The following is a 15,893-nucleotide window of genomic DNA, read 5'->3' as shown; positions in this document are numbered from 1 at the left end:
ACCTTACGCCGAATGGTGGGCGCATATGCTCGGCTCGTGGAAAACCAGTCCTTGTCGCACTCCTTGCCTCGCACTGCAGCCTTCTTCGACCTGGACAAGACGGTCATTGCGAAGTCGAGCACACTGACGTTCAGCAAGTCCTTCTACCAGGGCGGGCTGATCAACCGGCGGGCGGTCCTGCGCACCGCGTACACCCAGTTCATCTTCCTGGCCGGCGGTGCCGACCACGATCAGATGGAGCGGATGAGGGAGTACCTCTCCGCCCTCTGCAAGGGCTGGAACGTACAGCAGGTGAAGGAAATCGTCGCCGAAGCCCTGCACGACCTCATCGACCCGATCATCTACGACGAGGCGGCCTCGCTGATCGAGGCCCACCACACGGCCGGCCGCGACGTGGTGATCGTGTCCACGTCCGGAGCCGAGGTCGTCGAGCCGATCGGCGAGATGCTCGGCGCCGACCGCGTCGTCGCGACCCGGATGGTCGTCGGCGAAGACGGCTGCTTCACCGGCGAGATCGAGTACTACGCCTACGGCCCCACCAAGGCGGAGGCCGTCCGCCAACTGGCCGAGTCCGAGGGCTACGACCTCGCGCGCTGCTACGCGTACAGCGACTCGATCACGGACGTCCCGATGCTGGAGGCGGTCGGCCATCCGCACGCGGTCAACCCGGACCGGGCGCTGCGCAAGGAGGCGGTCGCCCGGGAGTGGCCCGTCCTCGTGTTCAACCGGCCGGTCCGGCTCAAGCAGCGGCTGCCCGCACTGTCGATGCCGGCCCGCCCTGCACTGGTCGCTGCGGCCGCGGTCGGCGCGGCCGCCGCCACGGCCGGGCTGGTCTGGTACGCGAACCGCCGCCGCGCCAACGCCCTCGCCTGAGTGTCCCGTCCGCCGGACGGCCCGTCGGCGCCCCTCCTGACCTGGGGCGACACGGGCCGTCCGATTCATCCCGGATGGGCCCTGAAAGTAAAGATGTGTGGCGAGGGGTACCACTTGCTCCTGAAGCGAGGTACAAAGGAGTCACGGCCCGCGAGACCGAAGAACATCCGAGAGGATCATCTTTAGAACGCAGCAAAGGCCCACGGACCGAACGCAGGACCGCTTGGCACCCACGCGACGTCGACCCGTCGATTACGGGCCAGCCGCACCAGGTAACCGGGCAGAGATCCCGACCTGATGGGCAAGTATCGAGGACGCTTGGTAACTGGGCGGAAATGCCAGCGGCGACACCATGAGCAGTACGGTGTCGCCGCAACCCGTTGTCCGGCGGAACAGGGCGCCCGGGCAGGACCGCGCCACCGCCCCGGCCCGGAGCCGTAGCCCGTAGCCTCAGGCCGCGCCGCGCTGCAGCGCCTCGCACACCGCCGTGGACTCCCGCACCCCGAGCTCGACCGCCTTCCCGCAGTGCGAGATCCAGGCCGCCACCCCCTCCGGGGTCCCGGAGACGTAGCCGTCCAGGGCCGCCAGGTACGCCGCCCGGCCCAGTTCCGCGTGGCCGACCTCGGCCGGGCAGATGGCCTTCGGGTCCAGGCCGCTGTTGATCAGCACGATCCGCTCGGCGGCCCGCGCCACCACCCCGTTGTACGAGCCGAACGGCCGCAGTGCCAGCAGCTCGCCGTGCACCACCGCCGCCGCGACCAGCGCCGGAGCCGCCCCGCCGGCGATCACCAGCTGCGAGAGGCCCTCCAGTCGGCCCGCCACCTCCTGCGCGCTCGGCAGCGGCAGTTCCACCAGCGGCTCGTCCACCGGCTCACCCGGCAGCCGCGGCCGGCCGACCGTGTCGCCCGGCACCGCGGAACCCGCCGCGACCAGGTGCAGCCGGGCCAGCACCCGGAGCGGCGACTGCCGCCAGATGCTCAGCAGCTGGCCCGCCTCGGCGGTCAGCCGCAGCGCCGCGCCCACCGTCCGCGCCTCGGGCTCGGTCCCGAAGTCGGTCCGGCGCCGGACCTCCTCCAGCGCCCAGTCCGCGCCCGACAGGGCCGCGCTGCCCCGCGCCCCGCGCAGCGCCGCCTCGGAGGAGATCTCGTTGCTGCGGCGGCGCATCACACGGTGGCCGTAGACCCGGTCCACGGCCTTGCGTACGGACTCCACGGACTCGGGCACGCCCGGCAGGCCCGCGAGGGCGGCGAGCGGATCGGCTGACGTACTCATAAGTAGGGAGCCTACGCACTGTGCCCCCGTAGCACCGACACCACCTTCGAGTGGTCTTCTTCACTCACTTCGACCACGAAGCGCAATCATCGCACTACGCTAGGTGAACATGAAGATCGCTTTCGTGGGAAAGGGCGGCAGCGGCAAGACGACGCTGTCCTCCCTCTTCATCCGCCACCTCGCCGCCAGTGGAGCCCCGGTCGTCGCGGTGGACGCCGACATCAACCAGCACCTCGGGGCCGCCCTCGGACTCACCGAGGCCGAGTCCTCCGCGCTGCCCGCCATGGGGGCCCATCTCCCGCTGATCAAGGAGTACTTGCGCGGCACCAACCCGCGCATCGCGTCCGCCGAGACGATGATCAAGACCACCCCGCCCGGCGCCGGGTCCCGCCTGCTGCGGGTGTGCGAGGACAACCCGGTCTACGAGGCGTGCGCCCGCCCGGTCCTCCTGGACGGGCCCGACACCGGCACCGGCGTGAGCGACGGGGCCCCAGGGGCCCGCGGAACCCACGGGGCCGACGGGGCCGGCGGCGGCAACGCGGTACGGCTCATGGCGACCGGGCCGTTCACCGAGTCGGACCTGGGGGTGGCCTGCTACCACTCGAAGGTCGGTGCGGTCGAACTCTGCCTCAACCACCTGGTCGACGGCCCGGACGAGTACGTGGTGGTCGACATGACCGCGGGCTCGGACTCGTTCGCCTCCGGCATGTTCACCCGCTTCGACATGACCTTCCTGGTCGCCGAGCCGACCCTCAAGGGGGTCTCCGTCTACCGCCAGTACAAGGAGTACGCACGGGACTTCGGCGTGGCGCTGCGGGTCATCGGCAACAAGGTGCAGGGGCCGGACGACATCGAGTTCCTGCGCGCGGAGGCCGGTGCGGACCTGCTCACCACCGTCGGGCACTCGGACTGGGTGCGCGCCATGGAGAAGGGCCGGCCGCGGCCGTTCGGGCTGCTGGAGGCGGAGAACCGGACGGCTCTGCGGCTGCTTCGGGAGGTGGCCGACGCCTCCTACGACCGGCGTGACTGGGCCCGGTACACCGAGCAGATGGTGCACTTCCACCTGCGGAACGCGGAGAGCTGGGGCAACGCCAAGACGGGGGCCGACCTGGCGGCGCAGGTCGACCCCGGGTTCGTCCTGGGCGAGCAGCGGACGGCTACTCCTCTTCCTGTTCGTCAGCCGGCGTGACCCCCCTGGGCGCCGCGGGAGCGCCCGGTGCCGGAGACGGCGCCGGGCCGGCGGCCAGGAACCTGGCCCAGCCCTCCTTCGGCGCCTCGCCGACGTCGAGCGTCCGCATCCACTCCACGTGCTTGGGGTCCTGGGCGTCCAGCCAGTCCACGAGTTCGCGGAACGGCACGCAGCGGACGTCCTTCTGGGCGCAGACGAACTTGATGGTCTCCTCGATGGCGCGCATGTACGTGCCGCCGTTCCAGGACTCGAAGTGGTTCCCGATGATCAGCGGCGCGCGGTTGCCCCGGTAGGCGCGGTCGAATGCCTGGACGAGCCCGTCGCGCATCTGGTTGCCCCAGTACTCGTGCTGCGCGGGGTCGCCCTGGGAGGTGGTGCCCGACTGGTTGACCATGAAGTTGTAGTCCATGCTCAGCGTCTCGATGGCCCGCCCGGGGATCGGGACCAGCTGGAGCGGGATGTCCCACAGCCCGTCCGTCTTCTTGGGCCACTTCTGCTTGCTGATGCCGCTGGAGTCGTAGCGGAAGCCGAGGTTCTTGGCCGCGAGCATGAAGTTCTTCTGGCCTTCGAGACAGGGGGTGCGGGCGCCGATGAGCTCCTTGTCGTAGTCGAAGGGGAGGGCCTTCTCCTGCTGCAGTCCGGAGTTGCCCTTCCAGTTCTTGACGAAGGTCTTGGCCTGCTGGATCTCGCTCCGCCACTCCTCGACCGACCAGGTGCCGACCCCGCCCTCGGGTCCGCAGAAGTGGCCGTTGAAGTGGGTGCCGATCTCGTTGCCCTCCAGCCAGGCCTCGCGGATCTGGGTGGCGGTGGACCGGATGCCCTCCAGGTCGCCGAAGCCGATGTCGGAGCGGCCGGGCTCGTGCTGGGGTCCGGCGTAGAGGGAACGCTTCTCCTCCGGGAGCATGTACACCCCGCTGAGGAAGTAGGTCATCCGGGCGTTGTGCTCCTTGCCCACCCGGCGGAAGTGGGAGAAGAGCTTCTGACTGTCCTCTCCGGCGCCGTCCCACGAGAACACCACGAACTGCGGCGGCGTCTCGCCGGGCTTGAGCCTCTCCGGCTTCCGTACGTTCGGCTGCGGGCCGGTGTACGAGGTGGACCCGTCGCCGATCAGCCGCAGCACACTGCCGGGTGCCTCCGGCGCCCCGGCGCCCTGCTTCGGGCCGTTCCGGCCCGCGCCCCGGTCCTTGCCGGACTCCGAGCTGCAGCCGGCGACGCCCAGGACCAGGGCCGCGGCGACCAGACTGCCGGCGATCTTCGTTTTGGCGGCCGTCATTCGTCCACCTCTCCTCGCTGACGCTGCTTCCGCGCCGCAACGTCCCACGCGGGCGTCTTTTATGAATGTGTGACAAGCCGGAAAAAATGCTTATTCACCCTCGCGAGGGAACTTGTGGACCATTTGCCCGCTTTGTCGAGCAATCGCCTTTACTCTCCATTACCATCCATTTACCGAGTGTTGAGACTCCCGCCGCTTCACCCTCCGTGCCCAGAGGAGACGGGACCTATGACCAACCCCCGCACCGCGGACCTCTCCGCATCCCTGACCGTCTTTCTGATCGCCTTGCCGCTCTCGCTCGGCATCGCCCTGGCCACCGGCGCACCGCTCCAGGCGGGGCTGGTGGCCGCGGCGGCCGGCGGGATCGTCGCCGGGCGGTTCGGCGGCGCACCGCTCCAGGTGAGCGGTCCGGCCGCCGGACTCACCGTCGTCACGGCCGAGTTGATCCAGCACTACGGATGGCGCACGACCTGCGCCATCACCGTGCTCGCCGGCGTCTGCCAGCTGGGCCTCGCCCTCCTGCGCACCGCCCGGTCCGCGCTGATGGTCAGCCCGGCCATCGTCCACGGCATGCTCGCCGGCATCGGCGTGACCATCGCGCTCGCCCAGCTGCACATCGTGCTCGGCGGCACCCCGCAGAGCTCGCCCGTGGCCAACGTCCTCGGGCTGCCCGGCCAGTTGGCCGACCCGCATCCGGCCGCGCTCGGCATCAGCGTGCTGACCCTGGCCGTCCTGCTCGCCTGGCCCCGGCTGCCCGGCCGCGCCGGCCGCCTCCTCGGCCGGGTGCCTCCGGCCCTCGCCGCGGTGGCGACGGCCACCGTGCTCGCCACCGTGGCCGGGCTCAGCCTGCCCCGGGTGGACCTCCCCTCCTGGAGCAGCCACGCGCTGCCCGGACTGCCCGAGGGCCCGGTGCTGGGCATCGTCGCGGCCGTTCTGACGATCACCCTCGTGGGCAGCGTGGAATCCCTGCTGTCCTCCGTGGCCACCGACAAACTGATCGCGACCGAGCGCGGCACGGAGAACCGCCCGCCGCGCGCCGATCTCGACCGCGAACTGCGCGGCCAGGGCGCGGCGAACATCGTGTCCGGCGCGCTCGGCGGACTGCCCGTCACCGGCGTGGCGGTGCGCAGCGTGGCGAACGTGAAGTCCGGTGCGGTCAGCCGGCGGTCATCGATGCTGCACGGTCTGTGGATCGTGCTCGCGGCCGCCCTGCTGGTGCCGGTGCTGGACCTGATCCCGCTGGCCGCCCTCGCCGCGCTGGTCATGGCGGTCGGCATCCAGATGGTCAACATCACCCACATGCGGAGCGTCACCCGTCACCGCGAGTTCCTCGTCTACGTGACCACCGTGGTGGCCGTGGTGCTGGGCGGGGTGCTGGAGGGCGTCGCGATCGGCATCGCGGTCGCGGTGGCCGTGGCCCTGCACCGGCTGGCCCGGACCCGGATCACCGTGGACGAGGCCGACGGGGTGTACCAGGTGCGGGCGCGCGGACAGCTGACCTTCCTGGCGGTGCCCCGGCTGAGCCGGGTGCTGGGACAGATCCCGCACCAGACGCACACGGTGATCGAGCTGGACGGCTCGTTCATGGACCACGCGGCCTACGAGACCCTGCAGGACTGGCAGGACTCCCACGTGGCGCACGGTGGCTCGGTGGAGGTGACGGGCAGGTCCCTGGCCCGGCCCGGCGAGCACCAGGTCGTGGGCCCGCGCGGGGCACACCAGTGCTGCCGGCCCTGGACGCCCTGGCAGAACCACTGCGACCAGCGCACGGCCGAACCGGCCGCCGAACCGCTGAGCGGCGGGGGCCGGCTGGCCAGCGGGATCGGCGTGTTCCAGCGGGACACCGCCCCGCGGGTCCGCGAGGAACTGGCCCGGCTGGCGCGCGAGGGGCAGCGCCCCTCCCAGCTGTTCCTGACCTGCGCCGACTCCCGGCTGGTCACGAGCATGATCACCTCCAGTGGCCCCGGTGACCTGTTCACCGTCCGCAACGTCGGCAACCTGGTGCCGCTGCCGGGCGCCGAGTCCGGGGACGACTCGGTGGCCGCCGCCATCGAGTACGCCGTGGACGTGCTCAAGGTCGACAGCATCACCGTGTGCGGGCACTCCGGATGCGGGGCGATGCAGGCGCTGCTCAACTCCTCCCCCGGGATGCCGACGACCCCGCTGCGCCGCTGGCTGCGTCACGGGCGGCCGAGCGTGGAGCGGATGGTCAGCCGGCACCACGCCTGGGCGCGGATCTCCGGCCGTCTGCCCGCGGACGCGGTGGAGCAGCTCTGCCTGACCAACGTCGTCCAGCAGCTGGAGCACCTGCGGCAGCACGAGGCGGTGGCGCGCCGGCTGGCCGAGGGGACGCTGGAGCTCCACGGGATGTACTTCCACGTGGGTGAGGCGCAGGCGTACCTGCTCTCCGAGGGGCAGGACTTCTTCGACTGCCGGGTCTTCGACAGCGTGACGCCCGCGGCCCGCCGGGGGTCGCCGGAGGCCGCCGCGGCTTCCGCGTGAACCGCTACGCTCCCTGATCCGTGCAACCGTACGGCCCCTTCCTGCGCCCTGCAGTGGGAAGGGGCCGTACGCGTCCCCGAGCGGCCCGTTCCGGCGCCCTCGGCCGCGGCCACCAGCACCGATTCGGCCGCCCGGCCTATAGGTCTAAACCAATTTTACGGTTACCCCTTGTCACCGGGGCGTCCGCCTGATGAGCTATGCCCGGGGACACAACGGACACCCTGGGAAAGGGAGATGTCGTGAGCAACGAAAGCCTGGCCAACCTCTTGAAGGAGGAGCGGCGATTCGCGCCGCCCGCCGCGCTCGCCGCCGCCGCGAATGTCACGGAGCAGGCGTACGAGCAGGCGGACGCCGACAGGCTGGGCTTCTGGGCCGAGCAGGCCCGGCGGCTGACCTGGGCCGCCGAGCCGACCGAGACGCTCGACTGGACCAACCCGCCCTTCGCCAAGTGGTTCGCGGACGGCACGCTGAACGTCGCCTACAACTGCGTGGACCGGCACGTCGAGGCCGGCCACGGCGACCGGGTCGCCATCCACTTCGAGGGCGAGCCCGGCGACAGCCGCGCGATCACCTACGCGCAGCTCAAGGACGAGGTCTCGCGGGCCGCGAACGCCCTCACGGAGCTGGGCGTGCAGGCCGGCGACCGGGTCGCCGTCTACCTGCCGATGATCCCCGAGGCCGTCGTCGCGATGCTGGCCTGCGCCCGCGTCGGCGCCGCCCACTCGGTGGTCTTCGGCGGCTTCTCCGCCGACGCCGTCGCCTCCCGCATCCAGGACGCCGACGCCAAGCTGGTCATCACCGCCGACGGCGGCTACCGGCGCGGCAAGCCGAGCGCCCTCAAGCCGGCCATCGACGAGGCCGTGGCCAAGTGCCCGCAGGTCAAGAACGTGCTGGTGGTGCGGCGTACCGGCCAGGAGACCGAGTTCACCGAGGGCCGCGACGTCTGGTGGCACGAGCTCGTCGGCCGCCAGTCCACCGAGCACGCCCCGCAGGCCTTCCCGGCCGAGCACCCGCTCTTCATCCTGTACACGTCCGGGACCACGGGTAAGCCCAAGGGCATCCTGCACACCTCCGGCGGCTACCTCACCCAGGCGGCGTACACCCACCACGCGGTCTTCGACCTCAAGCCGGAGACCGACGTCTACTGGTGCACGGCCGACATCGGCTGGGTGACCGGCCACTCGTACATCGTCTACGGCCCGCTGGCCAACGGCGCCACCCAGGTCATGTACGAGGGCACCCCGGACACCCCGCACCAGGGCCGGTTCTGGGAGGTCGTGCAGAAGTACGGCGTCACCATCCTCTACACCGCGCCCACCGCCATCCGGACGTTCATGAAGTGGGGAGACGACATCCCCGCCAAGTTCGACCTGTCCTCGCTGCGCGTGCTGGGGTCGGTCGGCGAGCCCATCAACCCCGAGGCGTGGATCTGGTACCGCAAGCACATCGGCGCGGACCGCTGTCCGATCGTGGACACCTGGTGGCAGACCGAGACCGGCGCCATGATGATCTCCCCGCTGCCCGGCGTGACGGAGACCAAGCCGGGCTCCGCGCAGCGCCCGCTGCCCGGCATCTCCGCGACCGTGGTGGACGACGAGGCCCGCGAGGTGCCGAACGGCGGGGGCGGCTACCTGGTGCTGACCGAGCCGTGGCCGTCGATGCTGCGCACCATCTGGGGTGACGACCAGCGGTTCATCGACACCTACTGGTCGCGTTTCGAGGGGAAGTACTTCGCCGGCGACGGCGCCAAGAAGGACGACGACGGCGACATCTGGCTGCTCGGCCGGGTCGACGACGTGATGCTGGTGTCCGGCCACAACATCTCGACCACCGAGGTCGAGTCGGCCCTGGTCTCGCACCCGGCGGTGGCCGAGGCGGCCGTGGTCGGCGCCGCCGACGAGACCACCGGCCAGGCGATCGTCGCCTTCGTGATCCTGCGCGGCAGCGCCTCGGAGAACGACCAGCTCGTGGCCGAGCTGCGCAACCACGTCGGCGCCACCCTCGGGCCGATCGCCAAGCCCAAGCGCGTCCTGCCGGTCGCCGAGCTGCCCAAGACCCGGTCCGGCAAGATCATGCGCCGTCTGCTGCGCGACGTGGCCGAGAACCGCGAGCTGGGCGACGTCACCACGCTGACCGACTCCTCGGTCATGGACCTCATCCAGACCAAGCTGCCCTCCGCGGCGTCCGAGGACTGACGGCTCCGGAGGGCTGAGAGCCTCCGGGCCGACGGCTTCCGGGGGCCGACCCACCCACTAGGTAGGAAAGGGGCATCCGGCGCACATAGCGCCGGATGCCCCTTTCCTGCTTAAAGTGTGATCAACACACGACTCCGCGCTACGCCCTGTAAAGTATTGAACGAGTAAATACTTAAGAGGTGTGCCGGGAAGTCTGGTCGGCAAGAACGTTTGGCCTGCCCATCGACCGACCGGAGGTGCCCACCGTGGCCGCGCCCAGCCCCACCGACCACACGAGCCGCAAGCTCCTGGGCAGGCTCTCGCTGCCCGAGCGCCAGTACGTGGTCGACGCCCTGCGCGCCGAGACCGTCGGCGGCGTGCTCCTCCTGGTGGCCGCGGTCGCCGCGCTGATCTGGGCGAACACCCCCGGCATCAGCGAGAGCTACCGCACCGTCCGCGACTTCCACTTCGGTCCCGCCGCCCTCGGCCTGGACCTGTCGGTCCAGCACTGGGCCGCCGAAGGCCTGCTCGCGATCTTCTTCTTCGTGGCCGGCATCGAACTCAAGCGCGAGCTCGTCGCGGGCGACCTCCGTGATCCCAGGGCAGCCGCCCTCCCGGTGATCGCCGCCATCTGCGGCATGGCCGCCCCCGCCCTCGTCTACACCGTGGTCAACCGGACCGCCGGCGGCTCCATGGCCGGCTGGGCGGTCCCGACCGCCACCGACATCGCCTTCGCGCTCGCCGTCCTCGCGGTCATCGGCACCTCCCTGCCGTCCGCCCTGCGCGCCTTCCTGCTCACCCTGGCCGTGGTCGACGACCTCTTCGCCATCATCATCATCGCGGTGTTCTTCACCGCGAGGATCGACTTCCTGGCCCTCGGCGGTGCCCTCGCCGGCCTCGTCCTGTTCTGGTTCCTGCTCCGCAAGGGCGTCCACGGCTGGTACGTCTACGTCCCGCTCGCCCTGGTCATCTGGGGCCTGATGTACAACAGCGGGGTCCACGCCACCATCGCCGGCGTCGCCATGGGCCTGATGCTCCGCTGCACCCGCCGGGAGGGCGAGGAGCACTCCCCAGGCGAGCACATCGAGCACCTGGTCCGGCCCGTCTCCGCCGGTCTCGCCGTACCGCTCTTCGCCCTGTTCTCCGCCGGTGTCTCGCTCTCCGACGAGGCGATCACACAGGTCTTCACCCGGCCCGAGACCCTCGGCGTGGTCCTCGGCCTGGTCGTCGGCAAGACCCTCGGCATCTTCGGCGGAACCTGGCTGGCCGCCCGCTTCACCAGCGCCTCCCTCAACGAGGACCTCGCCTGGCCGGACGTCTTCGCCGTCGCCTCCCTCGCCGGCATCGGGTTCACCGTCTCCCTCCTGATCGGCGAACTCGCCTTCGCGGGTGACGACGTCCTCACCGACGAGGTGAAGGCCGCCGTCCTGATCGGCTCGCTGATCGCCGCGGTCTTCGCCTGCGTCCTGCTCAAGCTCCGCGACCGCACGTACCGGGCACTGACGGAGGCGGAGGACCGCGACGACGACCGCGACGGCATCCCGGACATCTACGAGGAGCACAACCCCGCGTACCACCTGCGGATGGCGAAGATCTACGAGGAGAAGGCCGCCGAACACCGCCGCCGGGCCGAAGCGGCGGCCGGGTCCAGCACCGACAGCAGTCGTCCGGCATGATCTGAGTGACGACAGGACGCGAAGACATGAGGAGAGTGCGATGAGCGCAACGGACCAAGGGGCACAGGGGGCCGAGCGCACGCTCGGCCAGCTGGTCGCCTCGGCCACGGCCGAGATGTCCGCCCTGGTGCACGACGAGATCGCGCTCGCCAAGGCCGAGATCCGCGAGGACGTCAAGCGGGTGGGCGTCGGCGGCACGGCCTTCGGCGTCGCGGGCACGCTGGCCCTGTTCTCGCTCCCCGTGCTGAGCTTCGCGGCCGCCTACGGCATCCACAACCTGGGCCTCGGCCTCGCCTGGTCCTTCCTGATCGTGGGCGTCGCCTTCCTCCTGGTCGCGGCCCTGCTCGGGTGGATCGCCGTCGCCAAGTTCAAGAAGGTCAAGCCGCCGGAGAAGACCATCGCCTCGGTCAAGCAGACCGCTGCCGTGATCCAGACGGTCAAGCCGCACCCGCGGCCGGTCAGTGACAGGGCTGTGGGTGTGGCACGCTCGTCGTCATGACAGCGACCGCCCCCGATCCCAGCACCCCGCCCACCGCCGCGTCCGCGGTCCGGATCGGCATCCCCGGCGACCGTGAGGTGATCCACCGGGACGTCGCCGCCAACGGGGCGCGGTTCCACGTCGCCGAGCTGGGGGACGGGCCGCTGGTCCTGCTGCTGCACGGCTTCCCGCAGTTCTGGTGGACCTGGCGCTACCAGCTGACCGCACTCGCCGACGCCGGCTACCGCGCGGTGGCCATGGACCTGCGCGGGGTCGGCGGCAGCGACCGCACCCCGCGCGGGTACGACCCCGCGAACCTCGCCCTGGACATCACCGGCGTCGTACGGTCCCTCGGCGAGCCGGACGCCGCCCTCGTCGGCCACGACCTGGGCGGCTACCTGGCCTGGACGGCGGCCGTGATGCGGCCCAAGCTGGTGCGCCGGCTGGTGGTCTCCTCGATGCCGCACCCGCGCCGCTGGCGGTCGGCGATGCTCTCCGACTTCGCGCAGAGCCGCGCCGGCTCCCACATCTGGGGCTTCCAGCGGCCGTGGATCCCGGAGCGGCGCCTCCAGGCGGACGACGGGGCGCTGGCGGCCGAACTCATCCGCGAGTGGTCGGGGCCGCGACCGCCCGAGGAGGAGGCGCTCCAGGTGTACCGCCGGGCCATCTGCATCCCGTCCACGGCGCATTGCTCGATCGAGCCGTACCGATGGATGGTGCGCTCCCTGGCGCGTCCCGACGGGTTCCAGTTCAACCGGCGGATGAAGCGCCCGGTGCGGGTGCCGACCCTGCACCTGCACGGCTCGCTGGACCCGGTCATGCGGACCCGCAGCGCGGCCGGTTCGGGCGAATACGTCGAAGCTCCTTACCGCTGGCGGCTGTTCGACGGCCTCGGGCACTTCCCGCACGAGGAGGACCCGACGGCCTTCTCCACCGAACTCGTCAACTGGCTGAAGGACCCCGAGCCCGACCGCTGACCGGCCACTGACCGGCCGCCGGCCGACCGCTGACCGGCGGCCGGCGGTTGGCGCACTCGTCGCACACCCGTCCCACAACCGTTCACATGCCCGGCGCATAGGCCAATTGGCCGCCCCCAAGGCGGTTACGGACCTTGGGGCACGGGCAGACGTCGGAGTATGGGCTGGACGCACGACTACGGTGACTCCGCACGCGAAACCCGCCCGGCCGCCGCGCCGGGCAGCCACAAGAGGGTCGGCCAGAGAGGCCACGACCCCCACCTCGGGATTCCGCGCATCCTGCGCCGCCGGGCCCGCTGGGTCTCGGCCCGCCTGCGGCACCAGCGCACGTAGACCGCAGCTCTCCGGTTCGTGCCGGACCCGGCCCGCGCCCCGGCAGCAGGCCGGGGCGCAGGCCGGATCAGAGGGCGCAGCCCTGGCTGTCGACCCGCTGCTGGGCCGTGGCGCCGAACCGGATGTCGTCGCGGATCTCGTCCACCGTCAGCGCGTAGCCGGTGTTCCGGTCGTCGAGGGACTTCGCGAAGACCACCCCGTACACCTTGCCGTCGGGCGTGAGCAGCGGGCCTCCGGAGTTGCCCTGACGGACCGTCGCGTAGAGCGAGTACACGTCGCGGCGCACGGTGCCGCGGTGGTAGATGTCCGGGCCGTTGGCGTTGATCCGGCCGCGCACCCGCGCGGAGCGCACGTCGTACGAGCCGTTCTCCGGGAAGCCGGCCACGATGGCATCACTGCCGCCCGTGGCGTCCTCCTCGGTGAACTCCAGCGGCGGCGCCTTCAGCTTGGGCACGTCCAGGACGGCGATGTCGCGCTCCCAGTCGTAGAGCACGACCTTGCCGTCGTACAGCCGGCCCTCGCCGCCGATCTGCACGGTCGGTTCGACCACGCCGCCGACCACGTGCGCGTTGGTCATCACCTTGCCCGGCGCGAAGACGAAGCCGGTGCCTTCGAGGACCTTGCTGCAACTGGGCGCGGTGCCCACCACCTTGACGATGGACCGCTTGGCCGCTTCGGCGACCGGGCCGCTCGCGAGGGCCGGATCGGGCGGCTGCACCTCGGTGATGGGCTCGTTCGAGAACGGGCTGAACACCTGCGGGAAGCCGTTGCGGGCGAGGGTGGAGCTGAAGTTGGAGAACCAGGTGTCGGCCTGGTCCGGCAACACCCGGGACACGCCGAGCAGCACCTTGGAGTTGCGTACTTCCTTGCCCAGCGTGGGAAGTGACGTACCGGCGAGGGCGGAGCCGATCAGCCAGGCCACCAGGAGCATGGCCACCACGTTGACCAGCGCGCCGCCGGTCGCGTCGACCACCCGCGCCGGCGACCAGGTGATCTGCCGTCGGAGCCGGTTGCCCAGGTGGGTGGTGAAGGCCTGCCCCACCGAGGCGCAGACGATGATCACCACCACGGCCGCGATCACCACCGGGGTGGAGACCTGGCTCCCGTTGTCGGTCGCCTTGTCCCAGACCAGCGGGATCAGGGACACGGCGATGAGGCCGCCGCCGAGGAAGCCGATCACCGACAGGATGCCGACGACGAACCCCTGGCGATAGCCCACGATCGCGAACCACACGGCGGCGACCAGCAGCAGGATGTCCAGCACGTTCACGTGGGCCACCGTCTCATGCGCGCCAGTCGAGCGGGACCTCACGTGATCGGTCCCACGGCTTTTCCCAACCCGCGAAGTGCAGTAGCCGGTCGATCACTCCGGCGGTGAAACCCCAGACCAGAGCGGATTCGACGGTGAAGCCGGGGCCGTGGTGGCCGCTCGGATGAACCACCGTGACCCGGTGCGCCGGGTCCGTGAGATCCGCCACGGGCACGGTGAACACGCGCGCGGTCTCGGCGGGATCGACGGCACCGACCGGACTGGGAGAGTGCCACCAGCCCAGGACGGAGGTGACGACGAACTGGCTGACCGGGATGTACAGGCTCGGCAGCACGCCGAACAGCTGCACCCCGGCCGGGTCCAGCCCGGTCTCCTCCTGGGCCTCTCGCAGCGCGGCGCGGAGCGGCCCGGTGGTGCGCGGGTCGCCGTCCTCGGGGTCGAGCGCGCCGCCGGGGAAGGAGGGCTGTCCGGCGTGCGAGCGGAGGCTGCCGGCCCGCTCCATCAGGAGCAGCTCCGGCCGACCGTCCGCGCCCTCCCCGAACAGGATGAGGACGGCGGACTGGCGGCCGCGGCCGTCGGAGGGCGGCAGGAACCGGCTGAGCTGCTGCGGCTGCACGGTACGGGCCGCCCGGGCGACGGGCTCCAGCCACTCCGGCAGTCCGGCCGTGCGCAGGACGACGCCGTCGTCCTCGTACGTCGCCCTGTGCGCGGCCCGGCGCACCTCGTCGGCGGCTACGGCCCGGTCCGTGAGCCCGCTCCGGTCGGCTCCTGTCATACGCACCCCGTTCTTCGTTCTGCATGCTGCGTGCTGCGTGCTGCCCGTACCCGCAGCAACGCGGGCCGGTGCCTGATTCGTTCCGCCCGGGACCCACCCCGGCCGGCCCTCCCTGCCCGCTACGACGCGGAGCCGCCCAGGGGCGGTGCCGGCGTGCCCGGATAATCCGGGGGCGGGCTCAGCCGCTGGCCCGGGTAGCCGCCCATCTCGTACTTGAGCAGCTTCTTGGCCTTCTCCGGGTCCGTCTCGCCCTCCCCGTAGGCCGGGCAGAGCGGTGCGATCGGGCAGGCTCCGCAGGCCGGCTTGCGGGCGTGGCAGATCCGGCGGCCGTGGAAGATCACCCGGTGCGAGAGCATGGTCCACTCGCTCTTGGGGAAGATCGCGCAGATCTCCGCCTCGACCTTCTCCGGGTCCTCCTGCTCGGTCCACTTCCACCGGCGGACCAGCCGCCCGAAGTGGGTGTCCACGGTGATCCCGGGGACCCCGAACGCATTGCCGAGGACCACGTGCGCCGTCTTCCGGCCCACGCCCGGCAGCTTGACCAGGTCCTCCAGCCGGCCCGGCACCTCGCCGCCGAAGTCGTCGCGGAGCGAGGCGGACAGCCCCATCAGGGCCTTCGCCTTCATCCGGAAGAACCCGGTCGGCCGGATGACCTCTTCCAGTTCCTCCGGTACGGCCGCCGCCATGTCCTCCGGGGTCGGGTACTTCGCGAAAAGGGCCGGGGTGGTCTGGTTCACCCGGAGATCGGTGGTCTGTGCGGACAGGACCGTGGCGACGAGCAGCTCGAAGGGATTCCGGAAGTCGAGCTCCGGATGGGCGTAGTAGTAGACCTCGCCCAGCTCACGATTGATGCGCCGGGCGCGGCGGACCATCGCGAGGCGGGATTCCGTTTTGGTCTTTCCCACAGGCTTCTTGGGGGAAGCTTTGCCCTGCGGGCGGGTCTGGGCCGCGGTCGCCTCCTGTTCGCCCACAGCTGAATCGCGGGCCGCGGTCACTCGCGCGGACCCCTTGGCCTGTGCTCTCACCGGCTTATTGGACACTCCGCCAGCCTAAGCCCGGGCGATGACACCCGGCCGGACCTCCGGTAACACCACCCAGCAC

Annotated in this window: 12 protein-coding genes; 7 read left to right on the top strand and 5 right to left on the bottom strand. The window is 71.1% G+C overall.

Features of this window, described 5'->3' with window-relative positions:
* Nucleotides 1–12: 12 nt before the first annotated feature.
* Entirely contained in the window at nucleotides 13–873 is an 861-nt protein-coding gene (locus AC067U_RS11505; protein ID WP_478829420.1) for an HAD family hydrolase, read from the top strand.
* Between the two features lie 450 nt (nucleotides 874–1,323).
* On the opposite strand, the gene AC067U_RS11500 is transcribed toward AC067U_RS11505, so the two are convergent.
* Nucleotides 1,324–2,145 carry a Fic family protein gene (locus AC067U_RS11500; RefSeq protein ID WP_478829419.1) on the bottom strand — a complete coding sequence of 274 codons (822 nt, stop codon included), beginning with the start codon at nucleotides 2,143–2,145 and terminating at the stop codon, nucleotides 1,324–1,326.
* Between the two features lie 109 nt (nucleotides 2,146–2,254).
* Here AC067U_RS11500 and AC067U_RS11495 point away from each other — a divergent pair, with 109 nt between their 5' ends.
* A complete protein-coding gene (locus AC067U_RS11495; RefSeq protein ID WP_478829418.1) occupies nucleotides 2,255–3,334 on the top strand; it encodes an ATP-binding protein in 1,080 nt (359 codons plus the stop codon).
* On the opposite strand, the gene AC067U_RS11490 is transcribed toward AC067U_RS11495, so the two are convergent.
* Complete coding sequence (locus AC067U_RS11490) at nucleotides 3,303–4,607, bottom strand: polysaccharide deacetylase family protein (protein ID WP_478829417.1); 1,305 nt, start codon at nucleotides 4,605–4,607, stop codon at nucleotides 3,303–3,305. The genes AC067U_RS11495 and AC067U_RS11490 overlap by 32 nt on opposite strands.
* Nucleotides 4,608–4,835: 228 nt before the next feature.
* Here AC067U_RS11490 and AC067U_RS11485 point away from each other — a divergent pair, with 228 nt between their 5' ends.
* The 5 genes from AC067U_RS11485 to AC067U_RS11465 all read left to right on the top strand — a co-directional run bounded on the left by AC067U_RS11485 (nucleotide 4,836) and on the right by AC067U_RS11465 (nucleotide 12,414).
* Nucleotides 4,836–7,109, top strand: a complete 2,274-nt coding sequence (locus tag AC067U_RS11485; protein ID WP_478829416.1) for a SulP family inorganic anion transporter — start codon at nucleotides 4,836–4,838, stop codon at nucleotides 7,107–7,109.
* A 197-nt stretch (nucleotides 7,110–7,306) separates the two neighbouring features.
* Nucleotides 7,307–9,304, top strand: coding sequence for an acetate--CoA ligase (gene acs, locus AC067U_RS11480; protein WP_478829415.1), 1,998 nt, complete (start codon nucleotides 7,307–7,309; stop codon nucleotides 9,302–9,304).
* 245 nt (nucleotides 9,305–9,549) lie between these two features.
* Complete coding sequence (nhaA, locus tag AC067U_RS11475; RefSeq protein ID WP_478829414.1) at nucleotides 9,550–10,959, top strand: Na+/H+ antiporter NhaA; 1,410 nt, start codon at nucleotides 9,550–9,552, stop codon at nucleotides 10,957–10,959.
* Between the two features lie 40 nt (nucleotides 10,960–10,999).
* A complete protein-coding gene (locus AC067U_RS11470; protein WP_478829413.1) occupies nucleotides 11,000–11,458 on the top strand; it encodes a phage holin family protein in 459 nt (152 codons plus the stop codon).
* Entirely contained in the window at nucleotides 11,455–12,414 is a 960-nt protein-coding gene (locus tag AC067U_RS11465; RefSeq protein WP_478829412.1) for an alpha/beta fold hydrolase, read from the top strand. The genes AC067U_RS11470 and AC067U_RS11465 overlap by 4 nt, the downstream gene beginning before the upstream one ends.
* 400 nt (nucleotides 12,415–12,814) lie before the next feature.
* Here the strand turns inward: AC067U_RS11465 and AC067U_RS11460 are convergent, their stop codons facing one another.
* The 3 genes from AC067U_RS11460 to nth all read right to left on the bottom strand — a co-directional run bounded on the left by AC067U_RS11460 (nucleotide 12,815) and on the right by nth (nucleotide 15,697).
* Nucleotides 12,815–14,017, bottom strand: a complete 1,203-nt coding sequence (locus AC067U_RS11460) for a MarP family serine protease (RefSeq protein WP_478829411.1) — start codon at nucleotides 14,015–14,017, stop codon at nucleotides 12,815–12,817.
* A 13-nt stretch (nucleotides 14,018–14,030) separates the two neighbouring features.
* A complete protein-coding gene (locus AC067U_RS11455) occupies nucleotides 14,031–14,792 on the bottom strand; it encodes an NUDIX hydrolase (protein ID WP_478829410.1) in 762 nt (253 codons plus the stop codon).
* Nucleotides 14,793–14,911: 119 nt separating this feature from the next.
* Nucleotides 14,912–15,697, bottom strand: a complete 786-nt coding sequence (gene nth, locus AC067U_RS11450) for an endonuclease III (protein WP_478829409.1) — start codon at nucleotides 15,695–15,697, stop codon at nucleotides 14,912–14,914.
* Nucleotides 15,698–15,893 lie beyond the last annotated feature (196 nt).

Source organism: Streptomyces sp. NPDC043853 (assembly GCF_056436025.1).
Note: the sequence above shows the minus strand (reverse complement) of the source record. Positions and strands in the feature narration are given on the sequence as shown.